At 60.2% G+C, this 16,210-nt stretch carries 9 protein-coding genes and 1 pseudogene; 5 read left to right on the top strand and 5 right to left on the bottom strand.

Annotated features, from left to right (window positions below):
- The first annotated feature begins 161 nt into the window (after positions 1-161).
- Positions 162-5,357, top strand: a complete 5,196-nt coding sequence (locus I6L32_RS15925; protein WP_216944163.1) for a RecQ family ATP-dependent DNA helicase — start codon at positions 162-164, stop codon at positions 5,355-5,357.
- Positions 5,358-5,439: 82 nt separating this feature from the next.
- Here the strand turns inward: I6L32_RS15925 and I6L32_RS15920 are convergent, their stop codons facing one another.
- Complete coding sequence (locus I6L32_RS15920; protein ID WP_216944162.1) at positions 5,440-6,327, bottom strand: LysR family transcriptional regulator; 888 nt, start codon at positions 6,325-6,327, stop codon at positions 5,440-5,442.
- Positions 6,328-6,442: 115 nt separating this feature from the next.
- Here I6L32_RS15920 and I6L32_RS15915 point away from each other — a divergent pair, with 115 nt between their 5' ends.
- From I6L32_RS15915 to I6L32_RS15905, 3 genes are read left to right on the top strand one after another with little or no spacing between them, the layout of a single operon-like run.
- Complete coding sequence (locus I6L32_RS15915; RefSeq protein WP_113724931.1) at positions 6,443-7,594, top strand: methionine aminotransferase; 1,152 nt, start codon at positions 6,443-6,445, stop codon at positions 7,592-7,594.
- A gap of 8 nt (positions 7,595-7,602) precedes the next feature.
- Positions 7,603-8,418 (top strand): carbon-nitrogen hydrolase family protein, encoded by an 816-nt coding sequence (locus I6L32_RS15910; protein ID WP_128314186.1) that lies wholly within the window; start codon positions 7,603-7,605, stop codon positions 8,416-8,418.
- A 53-nt stretch (positions 8,419-8,471) separates the two neighbouring features.
- On the top strand, positions 8,472-9,242 hold the full coding sequence (locus I6L32_RS15905; RefSeq protein ID WP_128314185.1) for an ABC transporter substrate-binding protein: 771 nt from the start codon (positions 8,472-8,474) through the stop codon (positions 9,240-9,242).
- A 90-nt stretch (positions 9,243-9,332) separates the two neighbouring features.
- Here I6L32_RS15905 and I6L32_RS15900 read toward each other — a convergent pair whose 3' ends face one another.
- Positions 9,333-10,046 (bottom strand): AcvB/VirJ family lysyl-phosphatidylglycerol hydrolase, encoded by a 714-nt coding sequence (locus I6L32_RS15900; RefSeq protein WP_128314184.1) that lies wholly within the window; start codon positions 10,044-10,046, stop codon positions 9,333-9,335.
- Positions 10,047-10,056: 10 nt separating this feature from the next.
- On the bottom strand, positions 10,057-12,612 hold the full coding sequence (gene mprF, locus I6L32_RS15895; RefSeq protein ID WP_216944161.1) for a bifunctional lysylphosphatidylglycerol flippase/synthetase MprF: 2,556 nt from the start codon (positions 12,610-12,612) through the stop codon (positions 10,057-10,059).
- A gap of 219 nt (positions 12,613-12,831) precedes the next feature.
- Between mprF and I6L32_RS15890 the strand changes: the two genes are divergently transcribed.
- Positions 12,832-13,542: a metallophosphoesterase gene (locus I6L32_RS15890; protein ID WP_128314285.1), complete on the top strand. Its 711-nt coding sequence runs from the start codon at positions 12,832-12,834 to the stop codon at positions 13,540-13,542.
- Positions 13,543-14,351: 809 nt separating this feature from the next.
- Here the strand turns inward: I6L32_RS15890 and I6L32_RS15885 are convergent.
- Together I6L32_RS15885 and pykF are read right to left on the bottom strand one after the other, a co-directional pair.
- Positions 14,352-14,616: pseudogene (locus I6L32_RS15885) on the bottom strand (leucine zipper domain-containing protein); the annotation flags it as partial.
- Positions 14,617-14,777: 161 nt separating this feature from the next.
- Entirely contained in the window at positions 14,778-16,190 is a 1,413-nt protein-coding gene (gene pykF / locus I6L32_RS15880) for a pyruvate kinase PykF (protein WP_111736066.1), read from the bottom strand.
- Positions 16,191-16,210 lie beyond the last annotated feature (20 nt).

Below are 16,210 nucleotides of genomic sequence, written 5' to 3'. Positions count from 1 at the left end.
GCAGAGGTCCATTGGTAGAAAATGGTTTGCAACATGCAGCATAAAAATCAACGCAGAACGATGCCAACTCTCCCTTTTATCAGGTAAAGTAGCGCCAACCCCATGATCTAATAGCACTAATTATTATCTGGATGAATTGTACCAGATGGAGATGGCTGTTGATGAATCCTCTACTCTCATCTGTTCTCGGAAATGACAAGATCCTCTCTTTTGACCTTGAATTAACACGGGATGATAACTTACGGCACCTTGGTGCACTTCTTGATGATCAGCAATTAAGCCTTAAAGGTCCTCAAGAACTCTCCATCAAAGAACTTAACAATCTAGCCCATCATGCAGACTTGGTTCTCGGCCATAATATTCTGGATTTTGATCTCCCCTGGTTAGCCAAACAGGCGGTGCGTCCCCAACAGCTTCTCGATAAACCGGTGATCGATACTCTCTATCTCTCACCCCTTGCCTTTCCCAAGAATCCCTATCACCGCTTGGTCAAAGATTACAAACTGGTACGAGATGCCCTCAATGATCCGGTCGCCGATGCAAGACTCGCCCTGCAGGTTTTCTCCGAACAATTGGCCGTCCTGCAGTCCTTACCCCTGCCCCAGCTACAACTCTATCAATATCTTTTTAGCCAAGGAGTCACAGCACAGTTCAGCACTCAAGGTCTCTCTCTGGTATTTTCCAGGTTAACGGGTCATCCTCTGGTCAAGGTTTCTGAGCTGCCCACCCTCATTAAGAGCATTGCCCACGAGAAAGCCTGCCCCAATCAGCTTAACCGGGTGATTGGCGATGCCTTGCGCCAACCCATGCTGTTGTTGCCGCTGGCCTATGCTTGCGCCTGGTTGCCTGTGTCCGGCGGAAACTCTGTACTACCCCCCTGGATTTGGCGTCGCTTTCCTCAAACAGCGGAGATCATCAACACAGTTCGCGAACGCCACTGTGGTCACGCTGACTGCGGCTACTGTCAGGAGAACCACGATGCCCGCCGTCATCTGCAACGCATCTTTGAACTCGACAACTTCCGAAGCCTGCCTGATGGAACCCCATTGCAAAAGACCCTTGTTGAGGAAGCAATGGCCGGAGTCGCGCTACTTGGCATCCTGCCCACCAGCGGTGGTAAATCGCTCTGCTACCAGCTCCCCGCACTGGTACGCAACCAGCGCAGTGGCGCTCTCACTATCGTGATCTCGCCGCTACAGGCACTAATGAAAGATCAGGTGGACAACCTTAAATTCAAGGCAGGTATCGAAGGTGTCGCGGCCATATCCGGACTGCTCACCCTGCCTGAACGTGGTGCGATTCTCGAACAGATCCGCATGGGGGATATCGCCCTGCTCTATATCTCCCCCGAGCAGCTTCGCAATCGCACCGTCAAGCGAGCCATACGACAACGTCAGATCGGTGGCTGGGTATTTGACGAGGCACACTGCTTATCAAAATGGGGCCATGATTTTCGCCCCGATTATCTCTACTGCGCCAAGGCCATCGCTACCATTGCCAGCGAGCAACAAGTCCCCGTTCCACCAGTCTTTTGCTACACAGCAACGGCCAAGCCGGATGTGGTTACAGACATCTGCGACCAGTTTCTCGACAAGCTGCCCCAACCACTGCGCCGACTGGAAGGGGGGGTTGAGCGAACAAACCTCGAGTACGCAGTCATCGAATGCCCCGGTCTCAATAAACACGGACATATCCTCAACTTACTCGAACAGTTCTTCGGTGAAGATAAGCCTGGTTCCTGCGTTATCTACTGCGCGACCAAACGTAATGTGGACGAACTGGCCGATTTTCTCGGGCAACAACAGCCCCTTCCCGTCGCCCGCTTTTACGCCCGAATGGACAATGCCACAAAGAAGGAGACTCTGGAGCAATTTATCAATGGCGAGATACGGGTCATCTGTGCAACCAATGCCTTTGGCATGGGGATCGACAAAGATGATGTGCGCCTGGTGGTCCACGCCGATATTCCCGGCTCCCTTGAAAACTATTTGCAAGAAGCGGGGCGAGCGGGACGCGATACGAGGCAGGCGCACTGCGTATTGCTCTTTGATGAACAGGATATAGAGAAACAGTTCCGACTCGAGGCCATGAGTGAAGTTAGCCTGCGAGACATCAAACAGATCCTGCGCGGAATACGGATCCGGGCCAATAAGGGAAGCAAACAGGAGCCCCCATCCCCATTGGTTGCAACCAGTGCAGAGCTCATCAACCAACCCGATGTAGAGACCAGCTTCGCCGCCGACGACAGCAATGCCGATACCAAGGTCAAGACGGCTATCGCCTGGCTCGAGCGCGCCGGTTATCTGGAACGCAGCGACAACATCACCCAGGTGTTTCAAGGGCGCCCCCTGTTTGCCTCCACGAAGGAGGCGATGGACCTGATTGAGAGCCTGAAACTGGCTCCAAAGGCCAAAGCTATCTGGCAGGCCGTTATCCAGGCACTGATCAATGCAGCCGATGATGACGGTCTCAGTGCCGATAGCATTGCCGAAGAGGCCGGTCAGTACATGGCCGATCAGGGACGCGGCGTACAAGCCAGCGAAGTGATGCGAGTGCTCACCCAGATGGCGGATGTCGGACTGCTCTCACAAGGCATGCTGCTCACCGCCTGGATCCGTCCCAAAGGGAAAGACAACGCCCGGATACTCACTGGCCAGGTACACAGCATTGAGAAGGAGATGCTCACGACCTTGCGGGAGCAACTGCCCGACCCCGACGCCAGAGTTGGTCACCCTCTCAACATGCGACACCTCAACCAGGCCATCAAGGAACAGGGCCATGAGCAATGTAACCCGGGCCTTTTACGAAATCTGCTGACCAGTTGGTCCCAGGATGGCCGCTCGGGAGGTGAGAAAGGCGCGATAGATGTCAAATACCTCTCCCGAGATCACTACCAGATAACCTTTAACCGACCATGGGCACAAATCGAGCAGACTATCGCTCAGCGCCATGCTGTCACCGGAGCCACCCTCGATTTTCTCTACACCCAACTGGCCAGTAGCGAGGAGAGTGTCCAGCGTCAGGTGATGATCTCGTTTGCTCTGGAGCAATTGGTTAAATACCTGCGTGAAGATATGGATGTTACCCAGCTGATGAATAAGCGAGAAGCTAGCAGCCAGCAGGAGTGGCTACTCAAAGGGGCCGAACGGGCGCTACTCTATCTGCACGAGCAACATGCGGTGGTGCTGCAAAATGGCCTCGCCGTTTTCCGCACCGCCATGACCCTCACCCTGACCTCGGAGCGTCAACAGCAGTACGGCAAGACTGACTACCAACCCCTCGAACATCACTACCGCCAGAAGGTCATCCAGATCCATGTGATGAACGAATATGCCCGCATTGGACTGGAGCACTTCAAAAGAGCCAAGGAGCTGGTGACCAATTACTTCTCAATGGAGGCCGACAAATTCCTCGGTCACTACTTCAAGGGAAGAGGCAAGATCCTGGAACTAGCGACTAGCGAACACTCTTGGAAGCGCATTGTCGAAGATCTGCACAACCGGCCTCAGGAGCAGATAGTCCAGGCCCCGCCCGAACAAAATTTGCTGATACTGGCTGGCCCAGGTTCGGGCAAGAGCAAGGTAATCATCCATCGCTGCGCCTACCTGCTGCGAGTCAAACAGGTCGATCCGGCCAAGATCATGCTGCTTTGCTACAACCACAACGCAGCAATCTCACTGCGCCGCCGTCTGGTTGAACTACTGGGACGCGATGGCGCCCGGGTATCGGTATTCACCTTCCACGGTCTTGCCATGAGCCTGACCGGTAATGCAATGCAAAACCGAACATCGGACGATATCGATTTCTCCGCCATCATCGATGATGCAATCAAGCTGCTCCGCGGTGAGCAAAGTCAGCTCGGCCTCGAGCTCGAAGAACAGAGAGAGAGACTGCTTGGTGGTCTGCAATTTTTGCTCGTCGATGAGTATCAGGACATAGACGAGCAGCAGTACCAACTTATCGCGGCACTGGTGGGCAAGAGCGAAGAGGATGAAGAAGCTCGTTTGCATCTGATGGCAGTGGGTGATGACGACCAGTCCATCTACGCCTTTCGCGAAGCAAATGTGAGCTTTATCCGCCGTTTTGAGCAGGACTACAACGCCCAAACCCACTTTCTGACCTGGAACTACCGATCCACGGCCCACATCATCGAAACGGCCAACCGCTTGATAGAGCACAATCAGGATCGCATGAAGCGAGCGCACCCCATCGTGATCGACGAACGGCGCAAGATGGAGGTCCCCGGTGGCCACTGGGAGGAACTGGAGACTGCGCGAGGCAGAGTCATCATCCAGCAGTGTCTGGATGCGCCCCAACAGGCGGCCGAAGTCGTGAGACATATCGCGCTCATCCGTCAGAAGGATCCGGACTGTCCACTGGAGTCGATCGCAGTGCTGGCCCGTAACGGGCTGGAGAAAGAGGAGCTGACCTGGGTTCGCTCGGCTCTGGCGGATGCCGCCATCCCCTGCCGCTTTAACCTGGATAAAGAGCACGGTTTCCCGGTTCACCGCTGCCGCGAGATCTTGCGCTACCAGAGTTGGTTACAACAGCAAGGCCATTCCCTGCTGACAGTTGAGCAACTTGCTGCCCCACTCCCCCCGCTAGAGCAGGCCAATCGTTGGGAGACTCTGCTGCATGAACTAATCGAGCAATGGCAAAGCAGTCAGGGGGAGCATGCCCTTTCCGCCCACCACTTCCTGATGTTCCTCTACGAGTATCTTGGCGAGCAAAGACGCCAGATCCGCTTTGGCAAGGGAGTACTGCTGAGCACAGTACATGGGGTCAAGGGTGAGGAGTATCGCTATGTACTGATCCTTGATGGCGGATGGCAACGCTGCGCAGAAAGCAACTCGAACAACATCGAGGAAGAGAGACGCCTCTTCTATGTAGCAATGACCCGAGCAATACAACGTTTAGTGGTTATGTCCCGCGTGGATCAGCGGCATCCGCACCTTCCTCTTATCAACGAATGTTGTTACAACGAGTCGCACCAAGCCACATCACCTGCCCGACTACGCCGTTTTACCATTATGGGAATGCGTCAACTTGATATTGGTTTTGCGGGACGTAGTAACGAAAACAATCCTATCCACCACCAACTTCGCCGATTACAAGTCGGAGACGCAGTGCGTATTGATATCGATAATCTTCAGAAACTTCATGTGTTCCATGGCCAAAAAACCGTTGCTCGGCTTTCCCAAAGTGCTCATCAAATATGGCAAAGCCAATTTTCAGCAATCCGGCATGCCACAGTGATCGCTATGGTTGAGCGAAGCAAAGAGCAGGAAGACGAGCCCTACCAAGCACAAATTCGAAGCGAACGATGGGAGCTCCCCATTATCGAGTTGGAGTTGTAACTGTGCCGCGAGAGGAGGTGCGCCAAGTCCACAGCACATACCTATCTGCACACATCTCATCCGTTTGGCGTGACGGGTTCGACTAGATGGTATCCCCCTCCAGCAGCCAGTGACAGACTCGCTGTACCCCGTGGCGCCGGCTGTCGGGTCGGGCGAGCAGGGCGTATTCGTGATCCGTCTCCAGCACGGGAGCAAAGGGGGCGACCAGGGCGCCGCTCTCCAGCTCCTCGGCCACTATGGTGGGATCCCCGAGAGAGAGGCCAAACCCCTGCAAGGCGGCATTCATCGCCAAGTCCAGGGTATCGAACAGCTGCCCCCCCTGGGGCTGCCAGGGGATGTCGAGGAAGGCGGCAAACCAGTTGCGCCAGTCCCGCCTATCGGCGCTGGCATGGATGAGGGGCAGCAGGGGCAGCTCGTTCAGGTCGCGCTCGAACAGACGATGCTTGGCAGCAAACGCCGGGGCGCAGACCGGGGTCAGCCGTTCCCGAAACAGGGGCTGGCTGTGGGGATAGCGCCCCAGGCAGGGCTGGTAGACGATGGCGAGATCGAAGGGCTCCCGGGAGAAGTCGATGCCATGGCTGTGGCTGCCACGCACCTCCACCGCCTCCCCCTCGAACGCCTGCAACCGCCGCAGCAGCCAGCGGCTGGCGCAGGAGGGCACCTTGATGCTGATCGCCTGCTCGTGGGGCAGGGCCTGCAAGGCGCTGAGCCCCTCCCCCATGCGGGCCAGCCCTTCACGAACGAAAGGCAGCAGCCGCTCGGCGGCGGGGGTCAAGGTGAGACAACGGGTGCCACGCACGAACAGCAGGTGGCCCAGGCGCGCCTCCAGCTGGGCGATCTGCTTGCTCACCGCCCCCTGGCTCACGCACAGCTCGTCGGCGGCCAGGGTAAAACTCAGGTGGCGGGCAGAACACTCGAAGACCTGCAGGCCATAGAGAGGCAACTGAGTACGCGGCTGGGTGGACAACATGACAAGCCTCCATGCTTGAGAAAAACTCATGCATACCATGCCGAATAATCCGTTGTCCGGCAAGCCTTGGGGGGGCTAAAAAGGGACCTCTTTCACACACGCAGGTGACGGCGCCATGTCCATCCCCCAGGTTTCCAGCAAACTGCCCCAGGTGGGCACCACCATCTTCACCGTGATCGGGGATCTGGCCGCCCGCCACCCCAGCATCAACCTCTCCCAGGGGGCGCCGAGCTTCCCCTGCGATCCCGAACTCATCCGGGTGACCCACGAGGCCATGCTGGCCGGTGAAAACCAGTACGCCCCCATGACGGGGCTGCCTGCCCTGCGCGAACAACTGGTAGCCAAGATTGCAGCCAGCTACGGCCATCACTATGATGCGGGCGAGGAGATCACCATCACCGCCAGCGCCAGCGAAGCCCTGTTCTGCGCCATCACCGCCCTGGTTCACCCCGGCGACGAGGTGATCATGTTCGAGCCGGCGTTTGACAGCTACCGCCCCATGATCCAGTTGCAGGGAGCCACCCCTGTGGTGATCGCCCTCAAGGCGCCGGATTTCGCCATTCCCTGGGACGAGGTGGCCGCCCGCATCACCCCCCGCACCCGCATGATAGTGCTCAACACCCCCCACAACCCCACCGGCACCGTCTGGCAGGCAGGGGATCAGGAGCGCCTCGCCCGCCTGGTGCGCGGCACCGACATCCTGATCCTCTCGGACGAGGTGTACGAGCACGTGGTGTTCGACGGCGCCCTGCACCAGAGCGTCATCCGCTATCCGGAGCTGGTGGAGCGCTCCGTCGCCGTCTTCTCCTTCGGCAAGACCTTCCACGTCACCGGCTGGCGGGTGGGCTACTGCGTGGCTCCCCGTCCCCTGATGGAGGAGATCCGCAAGGTGCACCAGTTCGCCATGTTCGCCGCCGACACCCCCATGCAGTACGGCTTCGCCCACCTGTTGCAGCAACCGGCCCACTATCAGGGGCTGGCAGCCTTCTACCAGCGCAAGCGCGACCTGCTGACCTCGGCCCTGGCCGGTTCGCGCCTGACCCTGCTCCCCTCGGCGGGCAGCTTCTTCATGCTGGCAAGCTACGAGCGGGTAAGCGACGAGCCGGACAGCCTCTTCGTGCAGCGGCTCATCCGCGATCACGGGGTCGCCACCATTCCGGTCTCCGCCTTCTATCACGACGGCACGGATCAAAGAGTCATCCGTCTCTCCTTCTCCAAGGATGACGACACCCTGCTGGCGGGCGCCGAGCGCCTGTGCGCCGTCTAGGGGGCTCCATGGATTCACTGCGCGTTGCCGTCCTCCAGATGGTCTCCGGGGATGACCTTGACCACAACCTGACCCAGGCCGAGGCGCTGCTGCGTCAGGCCGCGGCCGAGGGGGCAGAACTGGCCCTGCTGCCCGAATACTTCTACCTGATGCCGGTTGATGAGCGGGCGCGGGTGGCCCTGGCCGCCCCCGCTGGCGATCACCCCCTGCTGGCCTGGGTACAGAGGCTGGCCCGGGAGCTCGGCGTCTGGATCCTGGCCGGCACATTGCCGCTTGCCAGCCACGAGCCCGGCAAGATGCACAACAGCAGCCTGCTCATCGACCCGCAAGGGCAGCTCGCAAGCCGCTACGACAAGCTGCACCTGTTTGGCTTTTGCACCGGGCAGGAGCAGTATGACGAGGCCGCGACCATGACCCCGGGCCGGGAGGTGGTGAGCCATCCCCTGCCCTGGGGCGTGCTGCGCCTCGGGATCTGCTACGACCTGCGCTTCCCGGAGCTGTTTCGCCTGGGGCCCCCCCCCGATTTCATCGCCCTGCCCGCGGCCTTCACCCACACCACCGGGCTCGCGCACTGGGCGCTGCTGCTGCGGGCCCGGGCGGTGGAAAACCTGGCCTTCGTGTTTGCCAGTGCCCAGGGGGGGCACCACCCCGGTGGGCGGCGCACCTTCGGCCACAGCATGATCATCGATCCCTGGGGCCGGATACTGGCCCAGGTAGAGGAGGGTCAGGGCATGGCCATCGCCACTCTGGATCTGGCAGCACAGCGCACGGTGCGCAGCCAGTTGCCGGCCCTCACCCATCGCAAGATAGCCGTCGGCCCTTGAGGCCGGCACCCTTTAGCACGCTAGGAATGACACCACACTTCAAGGGACTGACCATGAAACTCAACACACTGATGATGCTGATGGCCCTGGCCACCGCCGGCCAGGCCGCCGCCAAACCCCTGGTGATCGCCACCGATGCCACCTATCCCCCCTTCGAGATGGTCGACAGCAACGGCCAGCTCGGCGGCTTCGAGGTCGATCTGGCCTATGCCCTGTGCGCGGCCATGAAGACCGAGTGCGAGGTGATCAACCAGCCCTGGGATGCCCTGCTGCCCGGCCTGCAGGTGCGCAAGTACGACGCCATCATGTCCTCCATGAACATCACCGACGAGCGGCGCCAGAAAGTGGACTTCAGCCAGGTCTACTACATGATGCAGAACCGCTTCGTGGGGCGCAGCGACAAGGCGGCCGACTTTGCAGACGATCCGGCCCACTTCAAGGGCAAGGTGATCGCGGTGCAGGAGGGCACTCCCCAGGACAACTTCATCACCGCCCGCTACGGAGAGGTGGCCAAGATCAAGCGCTACGTCAACGCCCAGTCCCCCATGCTGGATCTGCAGTCCGGCCGCGCCGACTACACCTTCGGCAACATGGTGCAGTTGAAGGTGGGCTTCCTCGACAAGGAGATGGGCAAGCAGTTCGCCTTCGTCGGTCCCCAGTTCAACGGCACCCAGGACAAGATCCTGGGAGAAGGGGTGGCGGTAGCCCTTCGCAAACACGATGACAAGCTCAAGGCCCGCTTCGATGCCGCCATCGAGAGCGTCAAGGCCGACGGCACCTTCAACACCCTGCTCAAGAAGTACCAGCTCGAAGATCTGCTCTGATCCCGGCATGCCAGCCCCCTGGACAGTTGCAAGGGGCCACGACACAGGGCGGCCATTGGCCGCCCTGTGTCGTTTCCCGGCCTCTCGCCGTTATTGGGCCAGGCCCAGGTGCCCGGCAATCTCCTGATACAGGGTCTGGTAGTTGTCGTCGAAGTGGTGGGAGCCCGGCAGGGTCACCGTCGTCACGTTCGGCTGCTGCAAGCGCGGACAGAGTTTGACCGGGGAGTCATCCTCCGCGCCCTGCACGCAGAGCAGCGGCAGAGTCTGGATCCGTGTCACCTCCGGCAGGGTGGGATAGCGGCCCCCCTTGCCGTGCACCACCATGTCGCTGACGTGGATCTCGAAATCCGACGCCGTCGAGGGGGAGAGCATCACGGCCCCCGCCAGGCTGTCGCGATAGGCTGGCGGCAGACGATTGATGACGAAGGGCACTATCTCGGCACCAAAGGAGAAACCCACCAGCAACCAGCGCTGGCGCCCCCAACGGGACTGGTACTCGGTGAGAATGCGCACCAGATCCGCCGTCGCCTGCTCCGGCGTCTTCTTCTTCCAGTAATAGGAGAGCGAACTCCAGCCCACCACCGGCATGCCGTGGGCCTGCAACTGGGCGCTGAGACCCTTGTCCAGCGCCGCCCAGCCGCCATCCCCGCTCATGAAGACCACCATGGGGGAAGACGAGGCTTGCGCCACGGGCAACTCCACCAGCCCCAGATCCGCGCCGACCCGCCCCGGCTGGGCGGCCACCGCCGGCAAGGTGAACGAAGAGACGAAACAGCAAATCAACAGCAACAACATGGCTCTCATGGGCCAACTCCTATTTCTTCATGAGCCCGAAGGGGCCGCGACTGATGAGGGAGACGAGATGAGTCAGGGTGCGGGGCAGCACCAGATGACCGGTACAGAGCAGGTAGCGGGGCTCCCACCTTGGGCCGAACTTCTCCTTGTAACGCCGCAATCCCTGGAAGTTGTAGAAACGGCTGCCCCGGGTGAACAGGGTGTTGCCAAGGCGGGCCCAGTAACCGCCGAGGGGGTTGTCGTTGAAGCCCGACATGGGGGCCATCCCCAGGTTGAAGCTGGCATAACCCTCCTGCTTGCCCCACAGCAGGAGCTCGACAAACAGGAAATCCATGACGGGCGCCGCCCCCGTGTCCAGGCTGTAGCGCATCAGATCGATGGAGAGGCTCTCCTTGTTGTCGCTGGTCCAGAGGTTGGCAAACCCGACGATCTGCCCCTCCCGCCGCACCAGCGCCATCGGGTTGAGGGTGAGGTAGGCAGGATCGAAACTGCCCACGGAGAAGCCCTTCTCCCTGCCCTGCTTGCTGTGCAACCAGCTGTCGGAGATCCCCTTCAACTCAGGCAGCAGGGGGGCAATCTCACCGGGGGCCACCACCTCGAAGCGCAGCCCTTCCCGCTTGCCCTTGGCGTGGCTCTGGCGCAGGTTGCGCAGGCGACTGCCGGCGAGATCGAAGCTCGGCAGATCCACGATGGCCTCCTCCCCCAGCTTGAAGGGGATGAGCCCGAGATCCAGATAGACAGGCAGATATCGGGCCGACACCTGGTAGAAGACCGGGCTGACGTCGTGCTCGTCACAGCGCTCGCGAAACTGCCAGAGCAGCTCCTCCACGAGGGAGGGCTGGCCGACGGGATCCCCCATCACAATCCAGCTGCTGCCCTCGGCCCCGTACATGAGGAAGACCTCGCCGCTTGGGTGGAACAGCAGGGACTTGTCCCCGAGCTGGGCCAGGTAGCCGTGGCCTCCCCCTGCCCGCATCACCAGCCCATGGGCACGGGAGAGCGCCTCGGCATCCGGCTTGCAGGCGGCGAGGCGCAAGGGCGCCAGCAGATGGGCCACCCCGACCACCGCCAGCACGCCGATGACGCTCCCCATGGCGCGCAGGGCACGGGAGGCGGCCCCGGGCCCGTGGGCCGAGACGTGCAGCCAGAGGGAGGGGTCGTACTCCACATGGCGATAGGAGAAGAGCAGCAACCACAAGGCCCCCAGCAGCACGGCTCCCACCGACATCAGCCAGGAAGGGGTAAACCGGGCGTGAAGCAGGGAACCCTTGCGATAAAAGAGAGGGCGGCAGGGGGTGATGATGAGCAAGAAGCCCCCGAGCAGCAGGGCGGACTCCCAGTCAAACCCCTTGAACAGGGAGAACAGCATGCCAAGCCCCAGCAGCCACTGGGTGATCCTGAATGCCCCGTCATGACGGCGGTAGAGGCTGTGGGCCAGCAACAGCAGCAACACGCCGCTGACACTGCCGAGCACATGGGAGAGCTCCAGCAAGTGCAGGGGCAGCACCTCCAGGAAGGCTTCGATCCGCCCCCTCATGGTCGGGATCATCCCGGAGCAGAGCAGCAGGGTACCCGCCGCGAAGGTACCCATGCTCACCAGGGCGGGCACAAACTCCCGGGTCGCCATCATCACCCCCTGCAGCCGGTGCAGGCGGGCCCGCTGTTGCAGCAGCTCCTGACCTGCGAACAGCAGCAGGGCACAGAGGAAGGGCAGGAAGTAGTAGACGCAGCGGTAGATAAGCAGGGAGGCGAGCAGCTTGTCCACCGGCAGATAGTGGGTGAGCAGCAGGCTCATGCTCGCCTCGAAGACCCCGATGCCCCCCGGCACATGGGCCAGCACCCCGAGCAGGCTGGAGAGCACGAAGGCACTGAGCAGTACCGGATAGGGCACGCTGCCCGATGGCAGCAGCACATAGAGCACGGCGGCGGCGGCCATCCAGTCGAGCAGGGCGATAAGCAGTTGCAGCAGGCGGTATCTGATGCGCGGCAGGAACAGCGGGTGTCCGCGCCAGACCAGGGCTGCCCCCGGCCACACCAGATATGCCAGCACCGTCAGCAGGGCCAGGCCCCCCGCCAGTTGCAACAACCCGGTCGCCCAGCGGGGCCAGTCCATCAGCAGGGCCGCCCCCTGCCCCAGCAACAGGGCACTGCCCCCCCAGCCCAGCAGACCGAGGAAGAAGGTGATGGAGCAAAAGAGGATCACCCTGGCCACCTCCCCGGTGCCAAGCCCCAGGGAGGAGTAGAGCCGGTAGCGTACCGAGGAGCCGGTGAGCAGCGCAAAGCCCAGGGTGTTGGAGAAGGTGTAGGCGATGAAGGAGGTCATCCCCACCTGCTGCCAGGGCAGTCGCTTGTCCAGCACCTTCAGGGCCAGCAGATCGTAGCAGCAGAGGCAGCCATAGCTGAGCAGGGTGAGCAGCAGTGCCCCCCCCAACTGCGGCAAGGGTTGTGACCAGATGGCCTGGCGGATGTCGTGCCAGTGCCACAGGTGGGTCAAATGATAGAGGACGGTCAAGGCCGCCCCCAGCAGCAGCAGGCTGCACAGGGGGCCTATCCAGATCAACAGCTGACGCCGCATTCAAGATTCCTGTCAAAAAGCGTGGAGAAAGAGAGGCTCCGAAAGCGGGCGGACAAGGCGCCCTCCCGGAGTGACTCCCCCACAGGCAGCGCGTGACGCCGCACGTTCACGGGGGCAATCCTATGATTTACCAGGCCCTGCCCGCTCGCCACTTTTCTTCTGTAACCTTATGTACAGGCAGACAAAACATCCCCGTCCGGGATAGAGGCAGGAGACCCCATGACACCCTCCCCCCTGATAAGACGCTTCCCCCAAAACGCCCAGGGGCGCGATCTGGCCGTCGGCGACATCCACGGCCACTTCGCCCTGTTGCAGCAGGCCCTCGACACCCTGGATTTTGATCCCGCCCGGGACCGTCTCTTCAGCGTCGGGGATCTGGCGGATCGCGGGCCCGAGTGCAGCGAGGTGATCCACTGGCTGGCCAGGCCCTGGTTTCACCCGGTCTGCGGCAATCACGACGACTACGTCTGCCGTTACGAGAGCTGCGATCGGGAGAACTGGATCCGAAACGGCGGCGGCTGGTTTCAGCAGCTGACCCCTGCCGAGCAGGCGGCGTTCGCCGTCCACTACCGCAGCCTGCCCCTGGCCATCGAGGTGGCCACCCCGGCCGGCCCGGTCGGGCTGCTTCACGCCGATTGCCCCTTCTCCGCCTGGCAGGGGCTGCTGGACCAACTCGATGCAGGGGTGAGCGGCGGACGGCTTCGGGCCATCAAGAACGTCTGCCTCTGGTCAAGGCGCCGCATCGAACGGCTGGACGAGAGCGGGGTCGCGGATCTCGCCGCCCTGGTGGTGGGCCACACCCCGGTGAGGGTGCCGATGCGCCTTGGCAACGTCCACTACATCGACACCGGCGGCTGGTATCCCGAGGAGGGCGGCTACTTCACCCTGCTGGACCTCAATACCCTGACTCCTCACTTTCCCCAGCCCTGAGCCGGACCGATGGGATGACCAGGCTCACGGACTACGCCCACTGCCCATTAAAGCGCCAGGCGAACGCCCCGGACTTCGCTCTGCCAGCGCGATGGTTTACCATGCAGGCAATTGCGGTGCATGGCACCCCCACCCAGGCGCCAGGCGCCGCCGTCATCGGATACTCCTTTCGAGCAACATGAGCACATCAGCGCACCCGGCCAGCGGGCCCACGTTCTACTTCCACGTTTTGCAATATGTGTTTTTTAATGAACTGATTTATAAAGGTTTATGCTTCTTACGCTGCTGAACGTGGTACACAATTGGGACATGATGAAATTTGAGGACCATTTCTACAGGTAGTAACGGTGTTCATTTGAGTAACTTAACCGTCAGGACTTCATCCGCTTTGGCCGCAAAAATACAAGGTAAGGCCAGTTCAGCTGTTTCATATGTGAAACACAACATGCAGAAGTTCGTGACCATAAACTGCAGAAGTTCAATTTGTAGTTATATTTCAATGTATTGAAGCAGAATTCAAACAAAACCAAACGAGTCCTCAATGCTCATCTCTGTAGAAAGCACCAATCAACAGCCCATAGACCAACCGCATTCGGTCATCCCGGCCCAGCAATACACCGAACAATATCTCGCCGCTTGCCGGGTCGACCCCATGCCAGAAACACCAAATGGCGCTTCCGCCACATCCTGCCTAGCTAGTTCTTACGCTTACTGCGAGAGATGGGTGAGACCTGTGGGAAACGCCCGATGGCACGATTAATGCGGCATGATGGTTTACATTTCACACAGGCTACCACCACCATCCCATGACTGATGGGTCGATAGGTTTGTTGATGCTTGCGCAGTTCGATAATCCCTGTTGGCGCTGGTCATCGATGGCATGGGGGCAAGAAGAGTGACCGAGCAAGCCATCAGGTCCCTCCTTACGATATCGAGTGAGCCACTTGTCAGTTGCTCGGATAGTGACTCGGCAGCGTGATCCGCCTCTTCAACACGCAGGCCCTGTTCAAGGACGCGCCCGACAAGAAGCTGTCGACCAAGGACGGTTAAGTGGACATTTTTATGGTGGTTCACTCGCACATCTCCGACGATTAGTTTGGTTGGCGCCTCCAATTCTCCGGTAATGCCCCGAGTGAACAACCTGCAGAGAGATCACAGCTAGGGAGACCATATTACCCCCGATATACAGAACCCCCGATGTACCACATCGGAGGCTCTTGGTGATTAGAAGATGCTCAAAGCATATGAACGGAGGCGGTGTTGGTGGTACCGCTCGGTACCAGGGCACCGGAGACCATGACAACCACATCACCCTTCACGCCCATGCCGATTTCCAGCGCGGCTTCTTTGCCGATGCGATAGAAGTCGTCGGTGGAGGCGATGGAGTCAACCACGTGAGCAACCACACCCTTGGTCAGCACCAGCTGGGCAGCGGTCTTCTTGTTGGTGGTGATGGCCAGGATCCAGGCTTTCGGGAAGTACTTGCGGATGGCCTTGGCAGATTTGCCGCCTTCGGTGGCAACCACGATCAGCGGGGCGTCCAGCTTCTCGGAGGTCTCTACCGCGCCTTTGCAGACCGCTTCGGTGATGCGCAGCTTGTTGCTGTCGTTGGCAGCAGACAGGTTGGACGGCATCACGGCATCGGTACGCTCACAGATGGTGGCCATGATGGTCACGGCTTCCAGCGGGTACTTGCCCTTGGCGGACTCACCGGACAGCATGACTGCGTCGGTACCGTCCAGGATGGCGTTGGCCACGTCGCCGGCTTCGGCGCGGGTCGGACGCGGGTTCTTGATCATGGAGTCCAGCATCTGGGTGGCGGTGATGACCACTTTGCGGGCTTTGTTGCACTTCTCGATGATCATCTTCTGGGCGAAGATCACTTCTTCTACCGGGATCTCGACACCCATGTCGCCACGGGCAACCATGATGCCGTCGGAGACAGCCAGGATCTCGTCGAAGTTGTCCAGGCCTTCCTGGTTTTCGATCTTGGAGATGATCTGGATGTTCTCGCCGCCGTGGGCTTTCAGGTGCTCACGGATTTCCAGCACGTCTTCTTTCTTGCGAATGAAGGAGGCGGCAACGAAATCAACGCCTTGCTCGCAACCGAAGATGAGGTCGCGCTTGTCTTTCTCGGCCAGGGCCGGCAGCTTGATGGAGACGCCCGGCAGGTTGATGCCCTTGTTCTCGCCCAGGTCACCGTTGTTGAGCACTTTACAGATCACTTCGCGCTCGGTGATTTCGATGACGTCCAAGCCAATCAGGCCGTCGTCAACCAGGATGCGGTTGCCGACGCGCAGGTCGCTGGCAAAGCCGGCATAGGTGACGGCGACTTTGTCTTTGTTGCCCACCACGGTCTGGTCGGTGGTGAAGGTGAAGGTCTGGCCGGTGACCAGGGAGACGTCGTTGCCGCCTTCGAGCTTGATGGTGCGGATTTCCGGACCCTTGGTGTCCAGCAGGATGGCTGCGTGCTTGCCGGTTTCGGCCATGACAGCGCGCAGGTTGCTGATGCGACCACCGTGTTCGGCGTAGTCGCCGTGGGAGAAGTTCAGGCGCATGACGTTCATGCCGGCATCCAGCATCTTGCCCAGCATTTCTTTGGATTCGGTCTTGGGACCGATGGTGCAGACGATTTTGGTCTTTTTCATGTCAGTCTTCATGGTGCTGT

The organism is Aeromonas sp. FDAARGOS 1402 (genome assembly GCF_019046925.1).
Lineage (GTDB): Bacteria > Pseudomonadota > Gammaproteobacteria > Enterobacterales > Aeromonadaceae > Aeromonas > Aeromonas caviae.
This window is presented reverse-complemented; position numbering and strand designations above follow the sequence as displayed.